12 protein-coding genes are annotated in these 21,198 nt (G+C 66.5%); 9 read left to right on the plus strand and 3 right to left on the minus strand.

Features of this window, described 5'->3' with window-relative positions:
- The first annotated feature begins 67 nt into the window (after positions 1 to 67).
- A complete protein-coding gene (locus AB7P10_RS19280) occupies positions 68 to 7,474 on the plus strand; it encodes a calcium-binding protein (RefSeq protein ID WP_428295461.1) in 7,407 nt (2,468 codons plus the stop codon).
- 75 nt (positions 7,475 to 7,549) lie between these two features.
- A complete protein-coding gene (locus AB7P10_RS19285) occupies positions 7,550 to 8,902 on the plus strand; it encodes an HlyD family type I secretion periplasmic adaptor subunit (protein ID WP_428295462.1) in 1,353 nt (450 codons plus the stop codon).
- Between the two features lie 9 nt (positions 8,903 to 8,911).
- Here AB7P10_RS19285 and AB7P10_RS19290 read toward each other — a convergent pair whose 3' ends face one another.
- The 3 genes from AB7P10_RS19290 to AB7P10_RS19300 all read right to left on the minus strand — a co-directional run bounded on the left by AB7P10_RS19290 (position 8,912) and on the right by AB7P10_RS19300 (position 12,167).
- Complete coding sequence (locus AB7P10_RS19290) at positions 8,912 to 10,186, minus strand: alpha/beta hydrolase (RefSeq protein WP_428295463.1); 1,275 nt, start codon at positions 10,184 to 10,186, stop codon at positions 8,912 to 8,914.
- 69 nt (positions 10,187 to 10,255) lie between these two features.
- A complete protein-coding gene (locus AB7P10_RS19295; RefSeq protein ID WP_428295464.1) occupies positions 10,256 to 11,425 on the minus strand; it encodes a pseudouridine synthase in 1,170 nt (389 codons plus the stop codon).
- A gap of 7 nt (positions 11,426 to 11,432) precedes the next feature.
- Positions 11,433 to 12,167 carry a Crp/Fnr family transcriptional regulator gene (locus AB7P10_RS19300; protein ID WP_428295465.1) on the minus strand — a complete coding sequence of 245 codons (735 nt, stop codon included), beginning with the start codon at positions 12,165 to 12,167 and terminating at the stop codon, positions 11,433 to 11,435.
- A gap of 187 nt (positions 12,168 to 12,354) precedes the next feature.
- On the opposite strand from AB7P10_RS19300, the gene AB7P10_RS19305 reads away from it, so the two are divergent.
- From AB7P10_RS19305 to AB7P10_RS19335, 7 genes are all read left to right on the plus strand, one after another.
- Positions 12,355 to 14,301 (plus strand): AMP-dependent synthetase/ligase, encoded by a 1,947-nt coding sequence (locus AB7P10_RS19305; protein WP_428295466.1) that lies wholly within the window; start codon positions 12,355 to 12,357, stop codon positions 14,299 to 14,301.
- A 20-nt stretch (positions 14,302 to 14,321) separates the two neighbouring features.
- Positions 14,322 to 15,122 (plus strand): ABC transporter ATP-binding protein, encoded by an 801-nt coding sequence (locus AB7P10_RS19310; protein WP_428295467.1) that lies wholly within the window; start codon positions 14,322 to 14,324, stop codon positions 15,120 to 15,122.
- Between the two features lie 12 nt (positions 15,123 to 15,134).
- On the plus strand, positions 15,135 to 16,064 hold the full coding sequence (locus tag AB7P10_RS19315) for a branched-chain amino acid ABC transporter permease (protein ID WP_428295468.1): 930 nt from the start codon (positions 15,135 to 15,137) through the stop codon (positions 16,062 to 16,064).
- Between the two features lie 11 nt (positions 16,065 to 16,075).
- Positions 16,076 to 17,152, plus strand: coding sequence for a branched-chain amino acid ABC transporter permease (locus tag AB7P10_RS19320; protein ID WP_428295469.1), 1,077 nt, complete (start codon positions 16,076 to 16,078; stop codon positions 17,150 to 17,152).
- A gap of 100 nt (positions 17,153 to 17,252) precedes the next feature.
- The gene (locus tag AB7P10_RS19325; protein ID WP_428295470.1) at positions 17,253 to 18,590 is read left to right on the plus strand and encodes an ABC transporter substrate-binding protein; all 1,338 of its coding nucleotides are present in this window, start codon (positions 17,253 to 17,255) and stop codon (positions 18,588 to 18,590) included.
- 188 nt (positions 18,591 to 18,778) lie between these two features.
- Positions 18,779 to 19,588, plus strand: coding sequence for an ABC transporter ATP-binding protein (locus tag AB7P10_RS19330; protein WP_428295471.1), 810 nt, complete (start codon positions 18,779 to 18,781; stop codon positions 19,586 to 19,588).
- Between the two features lie 122 nt (positions 19,589 to 19,710).
- Entirely contained in the window at positions 19,711 to 20,964 is a 1,254-nt protein-coding gene (locus AB7P10_RS19335) for a phenylacetate--CoA ligase family protein (RefSeq protein ID WP_428295472.1), read from the plus strand.
- Positions 20,965 to 21,198 lie beyond the last annotated feature (234 nt).

Consider the following 21,198-nt stretch of genomic DNA (forward strand, 5'->3'; position numbering starts at 1 on the left):
CGATCACCCAGAGATAAGCGCCATCCAACGCCAACTCCAATCCGCCTCGGTCATCCGCTCGCCCATCGTGCTGGACCTGGACGGCAACGGCGTGCAGACCCTCTCGCTGGCCGAGGGCGTGTTCTTTGACCACGGCGCCGATGGCTTTGCCGAGCGCAGCGGCTGGGTGGCGCCCGGCGACGGGCTGCTGGTGTGGGACCGCGATGCCAACGCCAGCGTCGATTCGGGTCGCGAACTCTTTGGCGCCGAGACGCTGCTGCCCGGCGGCATGCGCGCCGTCAATGGCTTTGAGGCGCTGCGCGCGCTGGACACCAACGCCGATGGCGTGATCGACGCCAGCGACCCGGTGTTTGCCCAGTTGCGGGTGTGGGTGGACGCCAGCAGCGACGGGCGCAGCGGCGCGGGCGAGCTGCTCACGCTGCAAGAAGCCGGGGTGCGCAGCATCAACCTGACCTACACCAACAGCAGCCACGTCGACGCCCAGGGCAACGCCCACCGGCAGGTCGGCAGTTACACCACCTCAGAAGGCGAAGTGCGCAGCGCCACCGACGTCTGGGTGCAGACCAACCCCACGCAGAGCCTGCCCACCGAGTGGCTGGACGTGCCCGCCGACATTGCCGCCCTGCCCGATGCGCAGGGCTATGGGCTGGTGCGCGATCTGCACCAGGCCATGGCGGCCGATGCGAGCGGCGAGCTCCAGGCACTGGTGCAGGCTTTCACGCAGGCCCAGACGGCGCAGGAGCGCGATGCCCTTTTGACCGAGCTGATCTACCACTGGGCGGGCGTGCAGGACGTGGACCCTTACAGCCGTGCGTCGCGTTCCGGCTACGGCAACGTCATTGGCGATGCGCGCCGGCTCGAAGCGCTGGAGCAGTTCATGGGGCAGGAGTGGGTGGGCATCTGGTGCTGGGGCACGCTCGACCCAAACCCCCACGGGCGCGCCGCGCCGGTGCTGCTGCAGGCCTGGAACGACTTGAAGGCGCTCATCCACGGCCAGCTCATGGCGCAAACCCAGCTGCAGGGCTTGTTCCAGCAGATCCGCTACGGATGGGACGCCGAGACGGAGGAGGTGGTGGGCGACCTGAGCGGCGTGGCCCAGGTGCTCGCGCAGCAGATTGAGGCCGAGCGCGACACGGGGCTCGACGCGCTGGGCGCCTTCCTCTATTCACTCAAGGGCATGGGTTTGCTCAACCGGTTGAACGTCGACGCTTTCAGGGCGCAACTTGGGGCCCTGGGTGCCGACGTGGCAGTCACGATGGACAGCGCGCTGCAAGGGTGGACGGCGAACAGCCCCACCGAAGGCGCCGACGTGCTGCGTGGCAACGATTTCGACAACCTGATCGCCGGGCTGGGAGGCAACGACCGCCTCATGGGGCACGGCGGCAACGACACGCTGATCGGTGGCGCGGGCAACGACTTTCTGGACGGTGGTACCGGTCAAGACGAATTGCGGGGTGGCGCTGGGTCCGACACCTACGTGTACAGACGTGGCGATGGCCACGACACCATTGCCGAGGACGCCCGGACCAGCGGCGACATGGATCGCATTCAGTTCAAGGCCGGGGTGTCTGCAGATGATGTTCGCTTGCAGCGTGTCCGGCGCGGCATGGGGTGGGAAACGCAGGATGACCTGGTGCTGACCATCCGCGACACGGGCGAGACGATCACGGTCAGGAACCACTTCCACGCAAGCGCACGCCACGCATTGGAAGAAGTCACTTTCGCGGACGGCACGGTGTGGGACGCCGACGCCATTCGCGCCCGAGTGCTGCTGGGCGAAGGCGAAGACGAAACCTTGCAAGGCTTCACCGGACGCGACAACCAGATTGAGGGCGGCGCCGGTAACGACCACTTGCTCGGCGCCTCCGGCAACGACACGCTGGATGGTGGCAGTGGCATCGACCTGCTTGAAGGCGGCGAGGGTTCTGACACCTACCGCTACGGTCGTGGAGACGGGGAAGACACCATCGCCGAGGTTTCCTGGGGTACGGGTGAGATCGATCGCATCGCACTCAAGGCCGGGGTGTCTGTGGATGACGTGCGCTTGCAGCGTGTTCGCACCGGCACCGGCTGGCAGATGCAGGACGACCTGGTGCTGACCCTGCGTTCAACCGGCGAGACCCTCACGGTTAAAAACCACTTCAACGAAAGCCAGCGCCACGGGGTGGAAGAGATCGTGTTCGCCAACGGCACCGTGTGGGACGCCGATGCCATCCGCGCGCGCGTGTTGCTGGGCGAAGCGGGGGACGAAGACCTGCAAGGCTTTGCAGGACGCGACAACCTGATCAGTGGTGGCGCAGACGATGACCGCCTGCTGGGTCGCGCGGGCCGGGACACACTGGACGGCGGCACGGGCAACGACGTGCTGGCGGGTGGCGCAGGCGGCGACACCTACCACTACCGTTGGGGCGATGGCATAGACCAGATTGAGGAACTTTGGGACCCGAGTAGCTCGGACGTTTTGCAACTGGGAGAGGGCATCACGCCCGACGACGTGCGCCTGCACTGGAGTCACCAGCAAGACCTTCACCTGCGCTTGCCGGACGGCGGTGTCATCACGGTCACGGGCCAGGCCAGCAGAGCGTCCGGCGGCCCTGGCAGCGGGATCGAGCTCATACGCTTCGCCAACGGCACGACCTGGGATGTGGACGAAATGAACCGGCGCACCACCTTCACCACAGACGGCGACGACTCCCTGATACTGGGCACCGCCAACGACCTGGTGGACGGCGGCAGCGGCAACGACCGGTTCACCAACCTGGGCGGGCATGACACCTTTCTTTTCGGCCCGGGCGACGGGCACGACGAGATCACCACGCAGCTGGGCACTTTGCGCTTCAAACAGGGCGTGGGCCAGAACGACGCCGGCTTCCAGCGAGACAACGCTGACCTGATCGTGACCCTTGACGCAAGCGGCGACACCGTCCGGTTGAAGCACTGGTTCGACGCCTGGAACAGGATCGACCGGTTCGAGTTCGACAACGGCACGGTATTCGGCATAAGCGAAGTGATGACACTGTTGAACGTAGATGCGCAGGAACAAGTGCTTTTTGGCTCTCCTGGAAACGACGTCATCGTGACGTCGGGAGAGATGAGTCGGGTCTTTGCGGGCGATGGCGACGACGTTCTGATGGGACAAGCAGCCCGAAACCTGTTGCACGGAGAAGGCGGCGACGACCATCTGTCTGGAGGCGACGGACAGGACGAATTGATCGGCGGCGAGGGCGACGATACGCTGGACGGCGGGTCAGGCAGAGATGTCCTGGATGGTGGACCTGGGCACAACACCCACCGCATGACGCGCGGCATGGGCCTGGACACGGTCACCGCCGAACTGCGCACCAATGCCTGGGACACGGTGGTGTTCGCCGATGGCATCGCATTGGCCGATGTGACGGTAGGTCTGGAAGCCGTGGAGTACGTGGGTGACGCGCAGCCGGGCGACACAGGCTTTCAGCGCATGGTGATCGGTATAGGGGGCAACGATGCGCTGCTGATCGAACGCTTCGACCCCGACACCTACTTCCAGACGGACCTGGGCCGGCTCTCGGTACAGCGTTTTGTATTCGCCGATGGCACCGAACTCACCCTGGCCGACATGCTGGCCATGGCCGGCCCCCGTGTGCTGGGCTGGCAGTTGCTCGATCACAGCTCGCACGCCCACCTGTGGGGCAGCGCGGGCGACGACCTGATCGTGGACGAATCGGGCAACGCGGTGGTCCGGCGCGTCGACGCGGGCGGGAGCGACGACACCGTGGCCGTAAACTGGACCAACAACCACGTCTCGGGCGGTGCGGGGGATGACGTGATCTTCACCGGCAGTGGCGACGACATTGTGGCGGGGGGTACCGGCGACGACGACATCCACACCGAAGGCGAAGACGATGTGGTGGTGTTCAACCGGGGCGACGGGCACGATCGTGTCTCGTTCGGCGAGGGGACGGACACCTTGTCCCTCGGTGGCCTTGATCCGTCGGACATCACCCTTGCACTGGACGACGCCCGCAACCTGGTGATGTGGGCAGATGGCGGCGCCGGAGGATCCATCACCCTCAGCAGAGCCGAATACTCCTCGGAAAAACCGTCTTTCGTTGAACGCCTGCAGTTCGTTGACGAAACCGGATTGTCCCGCGTGTTCGATTTCTCGGCGTGGCTGGATCAGCACCGCACTCAGTTGCTCGCCGCTTCGAAGGCGGTACCTTTGGCGTTCGACGGCACAGGATTCGAGCTGACGGGACTGGTCGCCCCAGCTGGTGGCCTGGAAGCGGTGGCCTACGCGCAGACGGGCAATCTGTTCGCCGCAGACTATCTGCTCCCCAACCAGGCCGGCGCCCAAAGCGAAGTGTTGTATGGCACCAGGTCCGCCGACACAATCGACGCCGGGGACGGCAATGACATCGTCATGGGACTGGACGGCGCCGATGTGCTGCATGGCCAGTCGGGCAACGACATCCTGGATGGGGGTGAAGGCGACGATGCGCTCCACGGCGGCGAGGGCGACGACACCCTGCTTGGCAGTTGGGGAGCCGACGTGCTGTACGGGGGCGCCGGGCTAGATCTTCTGAAGGGCGGTGCCGGCGGCGACACCTACCATTTCGCGCCGGGTGATGGTCATGACGTGATCGAAGACGGCCACCAGGCCCTGGCACAGTTCTCGGCATATTGGGAGAGCCCACGGCGCAGCCCTCGACTGCCTGACGAAGCACCCAACGTGCTTGTCTTCGGCGAAGGCATCGCGCAGCAAGATCTGCGGCTGCGCGAGCTGGATGGCGACCTCGTCATCGAGTTTTCCTCCCACCCGGGCGATCGGTTGACGTTGAAGGATTTCGACCCCAGCCGCGCCACCCAGACCCGCTCCATCGATGTCTTTCGCTTTGCCGACGGCACGGAAGTGGTGGCGCGAGACATTGCCGTGGATGGCTTCAGATTGCAGGGAGGCGATGACGGTGCCTGGCACGATGGCACGCCTTTCGCAGACCTGCTGATCGGCGGTGACGGCGACGATCAGATCTTCGGTCGAGGTGGCGCCGACAGGCTGGCGGGCGGCGTCGGCTCGGATGTGTACCACGTGGTGACCAGCAACGCCCCCAACACATCCACCCAGACCGTGATCGCCGAAACCTGGCGCCCACAGGACAGCAATGTGCTGATCGTCCATGGCGAAATACAGGCTGAAGACCTCACTCTGGCGCTGGATGGAAACGACATGGTCTTGCGCATCGGCCAAGGTGGCGACAGCGTTCGATTTGCCGGCTTTGATCCTCGCGCGCCCGGCATGCCGGCGCCTGTCGAGCGCATCGAACTGGCCGACACGGGTGCGTTGATTCACTTCGCCGATCTGCTGGCGCGGGGTGTGTACGACCCCAATGCACCTCTGCCCGATCTTCGCGTGAACGTGGGCGATGGCGCTATCGACGTGGATGCCAGCCACGTGGGGAACACGTCCGGCGCGTTGGTGTTCGGCCCCGGCATCGACGCGACCGGGATCCAGGGCAACCTGCGGTTCGAAGCCGACGGCAACGGTGGGCACTGGCTGGTGATTCACTATGGCGATGCCGGCGACGTGCTGCGCCTGGCCGGCTTCAACCCATCCGACGTACTGGGCGGAGGCCACGTCGTTGACCGCTTCTTGTTCGCCGGCGACACCGCCTGGGACTACGCCACGCTCGTTTCGCAAGGTCTGGTGGTGGAGGGTGACGAACAGGGCAATGACCTGACCGGCACGAATCTTTCAGACCAACTGCGCGGCGGCAGCGGCAACGACGTGTTGCGAGGAGGCGCGGGCGACGACGCCTATGTCTTCCACAGAGGCGACGGCATCGACACCATCGTCGACAGCGGCGCGACCGATTTCAACTTCATCCGCTTCGGCGCTGGCATCCGACCAGAGAACATCCGCCAGGAGTGGGATGACTCGACCTTGATCGTGCACTACGCCGAAGGGGACGCGGTGCGCATTGCCGACTACCGCGGCTCGGCAGGCAACCCTGCCGTCCTGGCGCTGGTGTTCGACGACGGCAGCGTGCTGTCATTGACCGAGCGGACGAACCGGACGCCCGAGGTGGCTGCCGCCTTGCAGGATGCGCAAGCCACGCAAGGCCAGGATTTCCAGTTGCTCCTTCCGGCGGATTTGTTCCGCGATCCGGACGCCCTGGATGGGCTTCGCCTGACTCTGCGTCAGGCAAATGGCGACGCGTTGCCATCATGGCTGACGTTTGACCCCGAACTGGGTTTGCTGCACGGACACCCCTCCGGTAGCGACGTGGGAACGCTGGCCCTGCAGGTTGAGGCCAGAGACCATTTCGGCGCAACCGCAAGCCAGACGTTTGCGCTGGACATACTGCCCGGCAACGAGAACCTTGCGCCCATCCTTACCCCCGACAGCGCCACCCTGCTGGCCAACGCCACTGCAGCGCTGACCGGCAACGTGCTGCACAACGACACCGACCCCGACGGTGATGTGCTCAGCCTGCGGACCTCGGGGGCGCAACAGGGCATTCTGGGTGTGCTCACCTGGCACACCGACGGTACGTACAGCTACGCACTGGACGGCACGTCCCCGGAGCTGACAGCCCTGGGTGCGGGCCAGAGCTCCACCGAACACTTCGCCTATACCGCCACCGACGGACAGGCCGAGGCGCACGGCGAGCTGGTCATCGTCGTGGAAGGCGTGAACGATGCACCCGTGGTGCAGCAGGCCTTGAACGATGTGCTCGTGATCAAGAAGGAGGTCAGCGCCTGGCAACTGCCCGCCGACACCTTCACCGACCCGGACCAGGGCGACAGCCTGAGCTACTCGGCCGCGTTGGCCGGTGGCGAGGCCTTGCCCACCTGGCTGGCTTTCGACGCGGCCACGCGCAGCTTCCTCGCCATCCCACCGGCCAACGCCAAAGGCAATCTGGCGGTGCAGGTGACGGCCACCGATGCGCAAGGGGCGAGCGCCACGCAGGTGTTCCAGGTCACGGTGGGCAAGCGCGGCGACAAGCCCAAGGGCAATCAGGGCGTGGGCAATGGTGAGGACCCGCCGCCGCCCGGGCATGACGACAACTTCAACGATGGCCCCGGGACCGGCCCTGGGCATCCCGGTGCAAGGGATGGCAACACGGGACAGCAGGCCGCCGCCACGCAGCCATCAGCAGAGAATGCCCCGATCGAGCTGGTGGACTGGGCAGCATGGACCATCCCGCAGGAAGCTGCGGCATCCGACACGGCATCCATCCACGCGGCTGCGGACATCGAGAGCCACTGGCAGCAACTGCTCGCCACGCTGCAGCAGCTGGACGCAGAGCGCAACGCGAGTGACCTGTGGAGCGATCCGGCCCTGGGAGCGGGTCATGGTCTGGCGGGCCTGACAGCGAGAGAGCATCAGGCGGGACTGTCGGGCGCCAGCGCCGTCGGGCTCACGGCGGGGTCGGGCACGCACCTCGCCGGGTTCAACGGGCTCAAGGAGGGGTTGGCCAGCCTGGCCGTCTGATGCCCTTGGCCGCAGCGACTCCGGTGCAATGCCGGGGTCGCCGCGGTCGTGTCCACGCCTTGACGCAACCACCCCATGAACGACGCTCGATCCACCAACCCCGACCACCTCGCCTTTCACCCACCCCTGATCCGCCTGCAGCAGCAGGCCCCCTCACCCATTGGCCGGCGCGTGCTCTGGTGCCTTCTGGCGCTGCTGGTCTTCCTGCTCGTCTGGGCCTCGCTGGGCCGGCTCGACATCGTCGCCGTGGCCGAAGGCAAGCTGGTGCCCGAGGACTACCTCAAGATCGTGCAGCCGTCGGAGGCCGGTATCGTCAGCGAAATCATGGTGCGCGAGGGACAACAGGTGCAGCAGAATCAGGTGCTGATGCGCATGGACGCGCTGATCAGCGACACCGACCTCCACGCCCTGACCACCGAGCGCTGGCGCAAGCGACTCGCGCTGCGTCGCCTGGACGCCGAGCTGGCAGAGCGATCGATGAACACCGAAGCCGAGGCCCCGTCAGCCCTGGCACAGGAAGCCGCTGCGCAACAGCGGGCGAATCAGGCGGCGCTGAGTACCGCTCTCGCTGAAGAGCGCAGCCGCATGCTCAAGGCGCAACAAGAGCTGGCGGCCGCGCAGCAGCAAAGCCAGCGGCTGCAGGCGGTCATGCCCCACTTTCAGGCTCAGGAAACAGCGTATGCACAACTCGCCGACCAAGGCTTCACCGGCCAGCTCATGGTCAGCGACAAGCGCCGCGAACGCATCGAAAAGGAACAGGAGCTGGCCACCCAGCAGCACGTGATCGCCTCGGCGCGGGCGAGCATCGATCAGTCGGTGAAGAAGTTGGAACAAATCAAAGCCGAGTACCGCCAGCGCCTGCACACGGAACGCGCCGAAGTGCGGTTACAGCTGGACCGCCTGGAGGCCGACTGGAAGAAGCAGCAGCACCGTCGCGCCTTGATGGAGCTGCGCGCGCCGCACGAAGGCATTGTGAAAGAGTTGGCCACCCACACCGTGGGCACGGTGGTGCAGCCCGGCACCGTGCTGGCCACCCTGGTGCCGCAGCAGGCGCCACTGAAGGTGGAGGTCTGGGTGTCCAACGATGACATCGGCTTTGTCAGACCGGGCCAGCCCGTCAAGCTCAAGTTCGCGGCCTATCCGTTTCAGAAATACGGCATGGCACAGGGTGAGGTGCATTGGGTGAACGCCGATGCACAGGCCGAAGATCCCGGGCGTACGGCCGCCACCGAAGGCGCCGCCCCACCGCCGCGCTACAAGGCAACGGTCAACCTGCTTGAGGTCGACCTGGTGCGCGATGAAACGCGCCATGCGCTGACGGCGGGCATGCAGGCGCAGGCCGAAATCCTGCTGGGCCAACGCACGGTGATGCAATACCTGCTGTCGCCCGTGCAGCGCGCGTGGCACGAGGCCGCGCGCGAACGCTGAGGGATCTCCTTACTCGATGTCCACCGCCATCGGGGCGAGCCACTGCAGCAGCTGCTGAGCCACCACGGGGCTGGACAGCAGCTCCAGGTGGCCCGTGCGGTGCACCGTGCGCTGGCTCTCGCGCGCGAACACGAGGCGGTGGCGCGGGTCGTCGTGCTGGCCCAGGGCGCTGCGCAGCGGCACCAGGCCGTCGCCCAGCAACCGGTCGGCCAGCAGGCCGCGCCGGGGCGCGAGCGTGGCCGCGATGGTGAAGCAGGCCACGCCTTCGGGCAGGGGCAGGGGTTCGCGGTGGTCATCGCCGGAACCGAAGCGCGCGCGGCCCTGCCAGTCGCTGTCGCGCACATGGCCGTGGCGCAGATCGGTGATGCCGGCGCTGCGCATCTGGCCCAGGCGCGAGAAAGGCGCGGTGAACGGGGTCGCGGCCAGCATCACGTCCACGCCGTGGCCGGCGCGTTCCAGCGGTGCGCCGTGGTGCGGCGTGCCCAGGAACACCATGTGCCTGAGCAGGGGCCGCCAGCGGTGGCCGTCCTGCCGCGCCACCTCGCAGGCGGCGCGCGCCACCAGCCCACCCATGCTGTGGCCGACCAGGGTGATGGATTCGAGCGGCCTCGGCCACTGGGCAGCGAGCCACTCCAGCTGCCGCGCGAATTCGCGCCCGTTGGTCGAGGTGTGCAGGCCGCTGTTGTAGCGCAGGTAGACCGGGGTACAGCCCAGCGCCTGCGCCAGGAAGGCGCCGTGGTCGTGGCCGTTGCGCAGCCACTGCGTGTCGTTCATGCACAGGCCGTGCAGCAGCACCAGCAGGTGTGGCGAGACGCCGGCCAGGCGGTCCTGCAGGGCTTGCGGGCTCTCCAGCACGAGTCGACGGCCCTGGTAACGCAGCTCCATGGCTTGCGCCAGCGGGTTGCCGCTTTCGAGCAGCCGGTCGCCCAGCACGCCGTTGAGCGCCGCGAGCACCGCCTCGCGCGCGGGCGAGGGTTCCGGGTGGCGCGAAGGGTCGTCCACCATGGGCAGCAGGACCGCCAGCGCGCTGTCCAGCCCGTGGCCCACGAGCTGCGTGACGCCGCGGATGCCCTGGTAGATCTGGCCCGTGAGGCCGCCCGTGCGCCCGGGCCCCGCGCCCGGGGGCAGGCCCAGGCGGTCGCGCACCGACTGGTGCACGCCCTCGGCCACGCCGATGACGCCAGTGGTGGCCTGGGCGGCCAGGCGCACCGCCGCGCGCAGGTCGCCGGGCCGCACGTGCCTCAGCAGGGCTTTCGGGCCGGAAGGCGGCTGGGTGGGGTCCATGGGCCATTGTGGACGGGAGCGGCCCGAAAGTGTGTGACAGGGGCCGCCGGCCGGCGGCGCGGGACGCGCTCAGAACGCTTCGTCAGACCGCAGGTAGCGCCACTGCCCCTGGGGCAGGTTGCCCAGCACCACCTTGCCGAAGCGGATGCGCTTGAGGCCCACCACGTGCAGCCCGACCTGCTCGCACATGCGCCGGATCTGGCGCTTCTTGCCCTCGGTGAGCACGAAACGCAGCTGTTCTGGGTTCTGCCAGTCCACCTGCGCGGGACGCAGCGCCTGGCCGTCCAGGCTCAGGCCATGGCGCAGCAGGGCCAGTTGCGCGGGCGGGAACACGGCCTGCACGTTCTGCGTCACCACGCCAGCGCCCAGCGGGCCGTTGGGCGCGAAATGCACGCGCACCAGGTATTCCTTTTCCACGCCGCTGTGCTCGCCGATCAGCGTGCGCGCCACGCGGCCGTCCTGCGTGAGCACGAGCAGGCCGGTGGAGTCGATGTCCAGCCGCCCGGCCGGCGCCAGGCCGCGCGTGTGCTCGGGCGCAAAGCGGCGACCGTCTGCGGGCGTCCTGGCATCGCCACGCCACTGGCTGGGCGCGCCGATCAGCGTGGCCGCAGCCTCGTGCCCGTCCTCGGGCTGGCCGCTCACATACCCCACCGGCTTGTGCAACAGGATGGTGACCTGCCCGCTCTGCTGGTGGCGCGCCTGGGGCGCGACCTCGATCTGCGCGTCGGCCGGCACCGGCTGCCCCATCACCGCCGGTGCACCATTGACCCGCACCCAGCCGCGCGCGATCCATTCGTCGGCTTCGCGGCGCGAGCACAGGCCAAGGTCGGCCATGCGTTTGTTGAGGCGGATTTCTCCGCGCACGTTGCCCACCCGGGCGAGATCCGGCCGATGGGGCTGGGACTGCGGGCGGGGCTGGGGCGGGGGCGGACGCGGTGCGGCGGCCTGGCCACGGGCTGGACGGTCGATGGCAGCGTGCGGCGGGTCGGCGCGGCGCGGAGCCGCACGCTCGGCACGCTCGGCACGCTCGGCACGCTCGGCACGCTCGCCAGCGGGGCCGGTCCGCGGGGCGCCGGGTTCCCGCGGCGGCTTGGGCGCCGAGGCCGACACGCTTTTCGCACGCGCGGGGCCGGGCGGGCGCACCGGCGCGCGGCGTGGCGCGAATGGGTCGGCAGGGGCCTTGCCGGCTGCGCCCGGTTTCAGCTTGAGTGTGCGGGCAGCGGGTTTGTCGGTCGTCATGGGTTGATCATGCTTCATCCAGCACACCGGAGCGCAGAGCAGTCAGGTCCAGCACGCGCAGGCCACCGTACTCCACACGGATCCAGCCCTTCGAGGCCAGCGTGGTCAACGCCTCGTTGACACGCTGGCGCGACAGTCCCACCAGATAGGCCAGTTCCTGCTGGGTGATGCGCAGCACCCCGCCCACGTTGGGCGAGAGCAGCGGGTGGAACAGCGCGGCCAGGTTGCGCGCCACGCGCAGGTCCGGGTTGTTCAGGCGATCGATCTCGCGCGCTGCGATGAACTGGCCCAGGCGTTCGTTGAGCTGGTGCATGACGAAGCGGTTGAAGCCGATGGAGTGGTCCAGCAGCCAGTCGAATGTCTCCACCGGCAGCCCGGCCACGCGGCTCTTGCGCAGCGCGAGGATGTTGTAGCGGTAGTGCTCGTGCTTGAGCACCGTGCCCTCGCCGAACCAGCCCCCGGGCGCCACGCCGGTGAACGTGATCACCGGCCCCTGCGAATCGTCGTTGCTCATCTTGAGCAAGCCGTCGACCAGGCCGAACCAGTACGTCACGGGTCGGCCGAAGCGGCAGAGGTGGTCGCCAGCCTCGGCTTCGCCCACCACCAGCGCGGCCACGGCGCGCTCGCGTTCGCCCGGCGTGAGGCGCTCCAGCCAGGGAATTTCGGCCAGCTCCGCCTCGGTGGGGGGCCGCGCGCGGTCGCGCAGCACGCTGCCGGAACGGTGGGGAGTGAAGGGGCTCATGGGTGGGCTGGAACCGCTTGAAAACAGAGCTGCACGCTAGGGGAAAGTCCTAGGAGGGATGACCCGAGATTGTCGTCGAACCGACAACATGGCGTCAAATGAAGGCCTACCATGCGCAGCAGAACGCAATGTCCTGATTGAGACATTGGTGATGCCGGTCACCCCAGACCGGACTCAGGAGACACGCATGCAGACCACTTTTCCCCAGTTGCTGCTGGGCCACGCCCGCAGCCGGCCCGAAGGCGCCGCGATGCGCGAGAAGGAATACGGCATCTGGCAGACCACGAGTTGGTCGCAGATGGCGTATCTCGTGCAGGCGCTGGCCTGCGGGCTGCACCAGGCGGGGCTGCAGCGCGGCGAGCACATGGTGGTGATCGGCGCGAACCGCCCGAGGTTGTACGCAACGATGCTGGCGGCGCAGTCGCTGGGGGCGATTCCTGTGCCGCTGTACCAGGATGCGGTGGCCGGCGAGTGCGTCTTCCCCATCAACAATGCCGAGGTGCGCTTCTGCGTGGTCGAGGACCAGGAGCAGGTCGACAAGATGCTGGAGATCCGCGAGCGCTGCCCGCAACTGAGCCACATCTACTTCGACGATCCGCGCGGGCTGCGCAATTACGCCCAGCCCGGGCTGGGCGCGCTGGGTGCGCTGATCGAGGCTGGGGAGGCCTTCTCGAGCGGGAACCCCCACTTCTTCCAGGGCGAGGTGGAGCGCGTGAGCCCCGATGACGTGGCCGCCATGTTCTTCACCAGCGGCACCACCGGCAACCCCAAGGGAGTGGTGCACACCCACCACACCCTGATCGACCGCGCCGCGGTGGGCGCGCGTTTCGACAAGCTCACCAGCGCCGACGAGGTGCTGGCCTACCTGCCCCCGGCCTGGATCGGGCAGAACATCTTTTCCTACGCGCAGTGGCTGGTGGCAGGCTATGTCGTCAACTGCCCCGAGTCCGCCTCCACCGTGACGATCGATCTCAAGGAGGTGGGCCCCACCTACTACTTCGCGCCCCCGCGGGTGTTCGAGGGCCTGCTCACCAGCGTGATGATCCGCATGGAAGACGCGGGTGTGCTCAAGCGCCAGATGTTCCACCGCTTCATGGCGCTGGCGCGCCGCGTGGGCCCGGCCCTCATGGACGGGCGCGCCGTGGGTTTCCTGGACCGGCTCAAGTACCGCGTGGGCGACTGGCTGGTCTATGGCCCGCTGAGAAACAACCTGGGGATGAGCCGCGTGCGCGTGGCCTACACCGCGGGCGAGGCCATCGGCCCCGATCTCTTCAGCTTCTACCGCTCCATCGGCATCAACCTGAAGCAGCTCTACGGCAGCACCGAGACCGCTGTCTTCGTCTGCCTGCAGCCCGACCACGAGGCGCGCGCGGACACCGTGGGCGTGCCCTGCGAAGGCGTGGAGATCAGGCTGTCGGACTCCGGCGAGATTCTGGTGAAGTCGCCAGGCCTCTTGAAGGGCTACTACAAGAACGAGGCGGCGACGGCCGAGGTGCTCAGCGCCGATGGCTGGTACCACACCAGCGACGCGGGCTTCATCGACGCCTCGGGGCACCTGAAGATCATCGACCGCGTCAAGGACGTCGGGCGCCTGAAAGGCGGCGCCTTCGACGGCGCCATGTTCGCGCCCAAGTATGTGGAGAACAAACTGAAGTTCTTCTCCCACATCAAGGAGGCGGTGGCCTACGGCGACCAGCGCGAACGCGTGTGCGTGATGATCAACATCGACTTCGAAGCCGTGGGCAACTGGGCCGAGCGGCGCAACCTGAGCTACGCGGGCTACACCGACCTGGCACAAAAACCCGAGGTCTATGAGCTCATCCGCGAGTGCGTGGAGCAGGTCAACGCCGACTTGAGCCGCGACGAGCTGCTCGCGGGCAGCCAGATCAGCCGCTTCCTGGTGCTGCACAAGGAACTCGACGCCGACGATGGCGAGCTCACGCGCACGAACAAGGTGCGGCGTGGCTTCATCGCCGAGAAATACGGCGTGCTGGTCGATGCGCTCTACGGTGGCAAGCCCGAGCAATACATCGAGACGCAGGTGAAGTTCGAGGACGGGCGCACGGGCTCGGTCAGCGCCACGCTCAAGCTGGGCGATGCCCAGGTGTTCACTCCTGTCAAGGCCGCGGCCTGAGTCCCCTCCCCTCTCATCACATGACACAGAACAAGAAGATTGGCGACGTCATCCTGGACGTGCACAACATCAGCCTGCGTTTCGGCGGCGTCAAGGCGCTCACCGACATCAGCTTTGACGTGCGCGAGCACGAGGTGCGCGCCATCATCGGACCCAACGGCGCGGGCAAGAGCTCCATGCTCAACTGCATCAACGGCGTGTACCAGCCGCAAGAAGGCTCGATCAGCTTCCGGGGCCAGACCTTCAAGCACATGAACAGCCGCCAGGTGGCCGAGATGGGCATTGCGCGCACGTTCCAGAACCTCGCGCTCTTCAAGGGCATGAGCGTGATCGACAACCTCATGACCGGGCGCAACCTGCGCATCAAGAGCAACCTGCTGATGCAGGCGATCCGCAACCCTTTTGGCATTGGCGGGGCGCAGAAAGAAGAAGAGGCGCATCGCGAGTTCGTCGAGCACATCATCGACTTCCTGGAGATTCAGGCGCACCGCAAGACGCCGGTGGGGCAGCTGCCCTACGGGCTGCAAAAGCGCGTGGACCTGGGCCGCGCACTGGCCATGGAGCCACAGGTGTTGCTGCTGGACGAACCCATGGCGGGCATGAACCTGGAGGAGAAGCAGGACATGAGCCGCTTCATCCTGGACGTGAACGACGAGTTCGGCACCACCATCGTGCTCATCGAGCACGACATGGGCGTGGTCATGGACATCTCCGACCGTGTGGTGGTGCTCGACTACGGCAAGAAGATTGGCGACGGCACACCCGAAGAGGTGCGCAGCAACGAGGAGGTCATCAGCGCCTACCTCGGCACGAGTCACTGAACGGAACACAACATGGCTTTCTTCCTGGAAACCCTCTTCGGCGGCCTCATGGTGGGCATGCTGTACTCCCTGGTCGCACTGGGCTTCGTGCTGATCTTCAAGGCCTCCGGCGTCTTCAATTTCGCCCAGGGCGCCATGGTGCTGTTCGCCGCCCTGGCCATGGCCCGCTTCTCCGAGTGGATCCCCCAGTGGACCGGCATTGACAACCTGTGGGTCGCCAACATCGGTGCCTTCGTGATCGCCGGGGCGCTGATGTTCGTGATGGCCTGGCTGATCGAGCGGCTGGTGCTGCGCCACCTCGTGAACCAGGAAGGAGCGACCCTGCTGATGGCCACCCTGGGCATTACCTACTTCATCGATGGCCTGGGTCAGACCATTTTCGGCAGCAACATCTACAAGATCGACATCGGCATGCCCAAGGACCCGGTGTTCGTGCTGGACACGGTGTTCGAGGGTGGTTTGCTGCTCAACCAGGAGGACATCATCGCGGCGGTGATCGCTGCGGCCATGGTGATCGTGCTGAGCCTGTTCTTCCAGAAAACGGCCACCGGCCGCGCGCTGCGCGCCGTGGCCGACGACCACCAGGCCGCCCAGTCCATCGGCATCCCGCTCAACCGCATCTGGGTGATCGTCTGGTGCGTGGCCGGCCTGGTGGCGCTGGTCGCCGGCATGATCTGGGGTTCCAAACTCGGCGTGCAGTTCTCGCTGACCACGATCGCGCTGCGCGCACTGCCGGTGGTGATCCTCGGTGGCCTCACTTCGGTGCCCGGCGCCATCCTGGGTGGTCTGATCATCGGCGTGGGCGAGAAGCTCTCCGAGGTGTACCTCGGCCCCTTTGTCGGCGGCGGCATCGAGATCTGGTTCGCCTACGTGCTCGCCCTGGTTTTCCTTCTCTTCCGCCCGCAAGGATTGTTCGGCGAGAAGATCATTGATCGCGTTTGAGGTACTGACCCATGTTCTACAGAGAAAACGGTCAGTTCAAGACCTCTTACAGCACCGACCAGCAGATCTTCCCGATCGCGCAGGATCGCTGGCTGATCGTGGCGATGGTGGTGCTGGCTTTCGTGGCTGTGCCCTTGCTGGCCAGCGACTACCTGATGCGCGCGATCCTGATCCCGTTCCTGATCTTCTCGCTCGCAGCGGTGGGCGTGAACATTCTGGTGGGCTATTGCGGCCAGATCAGCCTGGGTTCGGGCGCTTTCATGGCCGTGGGCGCGTACGGGGCTTACAACTTCTTCGTGCGCGTGCCGGGCATGCCACTCATTCCCGCGCTGATTCTGGGCGGCCTGTGCGCCACCTTCTTCGGCATCCTGTTCGGCTTGCCCAGCCTGCGGGTACGCGGCTTGTACCTGGCGGTGGCCACACTGGCGGCGCAGTTCTTTGCCGACTGGATGTTCCTGCGCATCAAGTGGTTCACGCTGGACACGCCTTCCGGCTCGGTGGCGGTGTCCAACCTGCAGGTGTTCGGCATGCCGCTGGAAAGCACCGCCAGCAAGTATGTGTTTTGCCTGGCGCTGCTCACGGTGATTGCGCTGCTGGCAAAGAACCTGGTGCGCAGCGCCATCGGCCGCGAATGGATGGCCATCCGCGACATGGACGTGGCCGCGGCGGTGATCGGCATCCGACCGATGTACGCCAAGCTGAGTGCCTTCGCCGTCAGCAGCTTCATCATCGGCGTGGCGGGTGCACTGTGGGCCTTCATCTACCTGGGTGCCTGGGAGCCATCGGCCTTCTCGGTGGACTACTCCTTCCGCCTGCTCTTCATGGTCATCATCGGCGGCCTGGGCTCCATCATGGGCGGCTTCTTCGGCGCGGCCTTCATCGTCGTGCTGCCGATTGCGTTGAGTCAGTTCCTGCCGTTTGCGGCCGGGCTGTTCGGCATCTCCATCTCCACCACCGCGGTCTCGCACGCCGAGCTGATGATCTTCGGTGGGTTGATCGTGTGGTTCCTGATCGTGGAACCACACGGGCTGGCGCGGCTGTGGTCCATCGGAAAACAGAAGTTGCGCCTGTGGCCATTCCCTCACTAACCGTGCAGGTGAGTGCTCGCAAATACCGATGTTTTCCGACGTGTTTGCACGTTAACTGACAAAGCGTTTTCCACCCCCTGAAACCTAGTAGGAGACAAAGATGAAACTTCGCAAGATCGTGGTCGCGGCCGCACTGGCCCTGGCGGGCACCGCCTCGCTGGTATCCACCGCCGCCCTGGCGCAAGCCAAGGAACAGTACCTGCCCGTGCTGTCGTACCGCACGGGTGCCTATGCGCCCAACGGCACGCCCACAGCCAACGGCATCGTGGACTACTACAAGCTGGTCAATGCGCGCGGCGGCATCAATGGCGTGAAGCTGCTCGTCGAAGAGTGCGAGACCATGTACGACACGGCGCGCAGCGTGGAGTGCTACGAACGCCTGAAAGGCAAGCACGGCGGCGCCGCGCTGATCCATCCCTGGTCCACGGGTGCCACCTTCGCGCTGACGGAGAAGGCGCCGATCGACAAGATCCCCCTCATCACGACTGGCTATGGCCGCAGCGAGAGCGCTGATGGCACCGTCTTCAAATGGAACTTCCCGCTGCTGGGCACCTACTGGGTGGCAGCAGATGCCATCGTGCAGGCCATCGCCAAAAAGGAAGGCGGCCTGGACAAGCTCAAGGGCAAGAAGATCGCGCTGGTCTACCACGACAGCCCGTTCGGCAAGGAGCCGATTCCGCTGCTGCAGGAACGGTCCAAGATGCACGGCTTTGATCTGCAGTTGCTGCCCGTGACCGCACCCGGCGTGGAGCAAAAAGCCACCTGGCTGCAGATCCGCCAGGCCCGTCCTGACTACACCCTGCTGTGGGGCTGGGGCGTGATGAACTCCACCGCGTTGAAGGAAGCGCAAGCGACGGGCTACCCCCGCGAGAAGATGTACGGCGTGTGGTGGTCGGGTGCCGAACCCGATGTGCGCGACGTGGGCCAGGGCGCCAAGGGCTATAACGCCGTGACGCTGCAACATGGCACCGACAAGAACGCGCCGGTGGTCAAGGAAATCCTGGCCAAGCTGCACGACAAAGGTCAGGGCACCGGCCCGCGCGACGAGGTGGGCGAAACGCTGTACCTGCGGGGCGTGGTCAGCGCAGCCATGGGCATCGAAGGCATTCGTGCCGCGCAGGAGCGCTTCGGCAAAGGCAAGGTCATGACGGGTGAACAGGTGCGCTGGGGCCTGGAGAACCTGAACCTCACGCAGGCAAAGCTGGACGCGCTGGGCTTCAAGGGCGTGCTGCGCGCACCGATCAGCACCTCGTGTGCTGACCACGTGGGCGCGGGCGCAGCACGCATTCACACCTGGGACGGCAGCAAGTGGGCGTTCTCCTCCGACTGGATCGAAGCCGACCAGCAGATCATCAAACCGATGGTCAAGTCCACGGCCGCGAAGTACGCGGCTGAGAAAAAGCTGACGCCGCGCACGCCGGCCGACTGCCAGAGCTGAACACCCCCGCCGCGCGTCGCGCGACCCCCCCAAGGGGGTGACACCTTGGGCCGGCAGAGCCGGACCTTCGGTGTCCCTTGATGGGGCACGGCGCTCGCGGCGAGTGAACCGCACTGCGGCTGGTTTGCCAGCCGTCATCCGCAAGGCCGGCGTGCCGCGCCTTGCGAATGGCCTTCAAGGGAATATCCATGAGCACATCCAGCATCGTCCTCAACGTCAACGGCATCGAAGTCATCTACAACCACGTCATCCTCGTGCTCAAGGGCGTTTCGCTCAATGTGCCCGACGGCAAGATCGCGGCCATCCTCGGCGGCAACGGCGCGGGCAAGACCACCACCCTGCGCGCCATCTCCAACCTGCTCAAGGGCGAGCGCGGCGAAGTCACCAAAGGCAGCATCGAGCTGCGCGGCGAGCGCATCGAGAACCTCAGCACCTCGGATCTCGTGCAGCGCGGCGTGGTGCAGGTCATGGAAGGGCGTCACTGCTTCGCCCACCTCAGCATCGAGGAAAACCTCATGACCGGCTCCTACACCCGCCGCGACAAGGCCGAGATCGCGCGCAACCTGGAGAAGGTCTACACCTACTTCCCGCGCCTGAAGACCCGCCGCACCAGCCAGGCCGCCTACACCAGCGGGGGCGAGCAGCAGATGTGCGCCATCGGTCGCGCCCTCATGACCAACCCCAGCGTCATGCTGCTCGACGAGCCCTCCATGGGCCTGGCGCCGCAGATCGTCGAAGAGGTCTTCGAGATCGTCAAGGACCTCAACCAGAAGGAGGGTGTCACCTTCTTGCTGGCCGAACAGAACACCAACATGGCGCTCAAGTACGCCGACTACGGCTACATCATGGAGAGCGGTCGCATCGTCATGGACGGCGCGGCCAGCGACTTGCGCAACAACGAGGACGTCAAGGAGTTCTACCTCGGCATGGGCGGGGGAGAGCGCAAGTCCTTCAAGGACGTCAAGAGCTACAAGCGGCGCAAGCGCTGGCTGGCATAGGCATCTCACCTCTGCGCCGTGCCTTCGGCGCGTCACCCCCCTCAAGGGGCGATGCCTGCGGCCCGGCAAAGCCGGTTCCGCGGCATCTCTGGCTCCAGTCACCTCACTCGCACATTGCAACCATGGCACAGACCGAATTCTTCGACGCACTGGAAACCCGATCGCCCGAGCAGCGCGAGACCGAGCAGATGGCCGCCCTGGCCCAGCAGGTCGCGCATGCGCAGACCCACAGCACGGCATTCGCGGACATCCTCAAGGGTGTCGACGCGGCCGCCGTCCACAGCCGCAGCGCGCTGGCCCAGTTGCCGGTAACGCGCAAGAGCGCGCTGCTGGAGCGCCAGCGCGCGCAGCGCGGGACGGACGCCTTCGGTGGCTTCTCGACCCTGGTTCGGGGCCCGCAGATGCGGCGCGTGTTCGCCTCGCCAGGACCGATCTACGAGCCCGAAGGCGCGACGCAGGACTACTGGCGGGCGGGCCGCTGCCTGTTTGCCGCCGGCTTTCGCGCAGGCGACCTGGTGCACAACGCGTTCAGCTACCACATGACACCCGGCGCATTCATCCTCGAGTCCGGTGCACATGCGGTGGGGTGCAGCGTCTTTCCGGCCGGCACGGGTCAGACCGAACAGCAGTTGCAGGCGATCGCCGACCTGCGACCGGACGCCTACACCGGCACACCGAGCTTCCTGCGCATCCTCGTGGACAAGGCCATCGAACTGGGCAGCGACATCGGCAGCCTGCGCAAGGCCGTCGTGGGCGGCGAGGCGTTTCCGCCCAGCCTGCGCGACTGGTTCACCGAGCGCGGACTGGCGGTCTACCAGAGCTACGCCACAGCCGACCTCGGCCTGGTGGCGTACGAGACGCAGGCCCGCGAAGGCCTGGTGCTCGACGAAGGGGTGATCGTGGAGATCGTGCGACCCGGCACCGGCGACCCGGTGCCCGAGGGCGAGGTCGGCGAACTGGTGGTGACCACGCTCAACCCCGCGTACCCGCTGATCCGCTTCGGCACTGGTGACCTCTCGGCCATCCTGCCCGGCCAATGCCCCACCGGACGCACGGCCCCGCGCATCAAGGGCTGGATGGGACGCGCGGACCAGACCACCAAGGTGCGCGGCATGTTCGTGCACCCTTCCCAGGTGGCCGACATCGCGCGGCGTTTTCCCCAGGTCCGCAAGGCCCGGCTGGTGGTGAGTGGCGAAATGGCGGACGACCAGATGTGCCTGCAGGTGGAGGCCAGCGAGGCCGATGAAGGCCTGCGAACGCTGATCGAGACCGCGGTGCGCGACGTGACCAAACTGCGCGGCCAGGTCGAGCTGGTGCAGCCCGGCAGCCTGCCCAACGATGGCAAGGTGATCGAGGACGTGCGCACCTACCAGTGAGCCGGGGTGCCCGCTCCCTGCGCATGTTGCGCCCCAGCAGAGGGTTTTCCCGCTCTGCCCGCTAAGTAATTTCCGCGATTTGGCGCCCTGCATCGGGCGCTACCATCGCTAGCCCGGATATTTCACGCATGTAGCCAACGGCGTGCGCAGCGGGGCATCGCGGCGCGGATTTGAGCGAGCAAGGCCACGATGTTGGCCGCAGCCATGGGTGTGATGGTTGGCATGCGCAATGCT

This window comes from Hydrogenophaga sp., assembly GCF_050182545.1.
In the GTDB taxonomy this organism is placed as follows: domain Bacteria; phylum Pseudomonadota; class Gammaproteobacteria; order Burkholderiales; family Burkholderiaceae_C; genus Hydrogenophaga.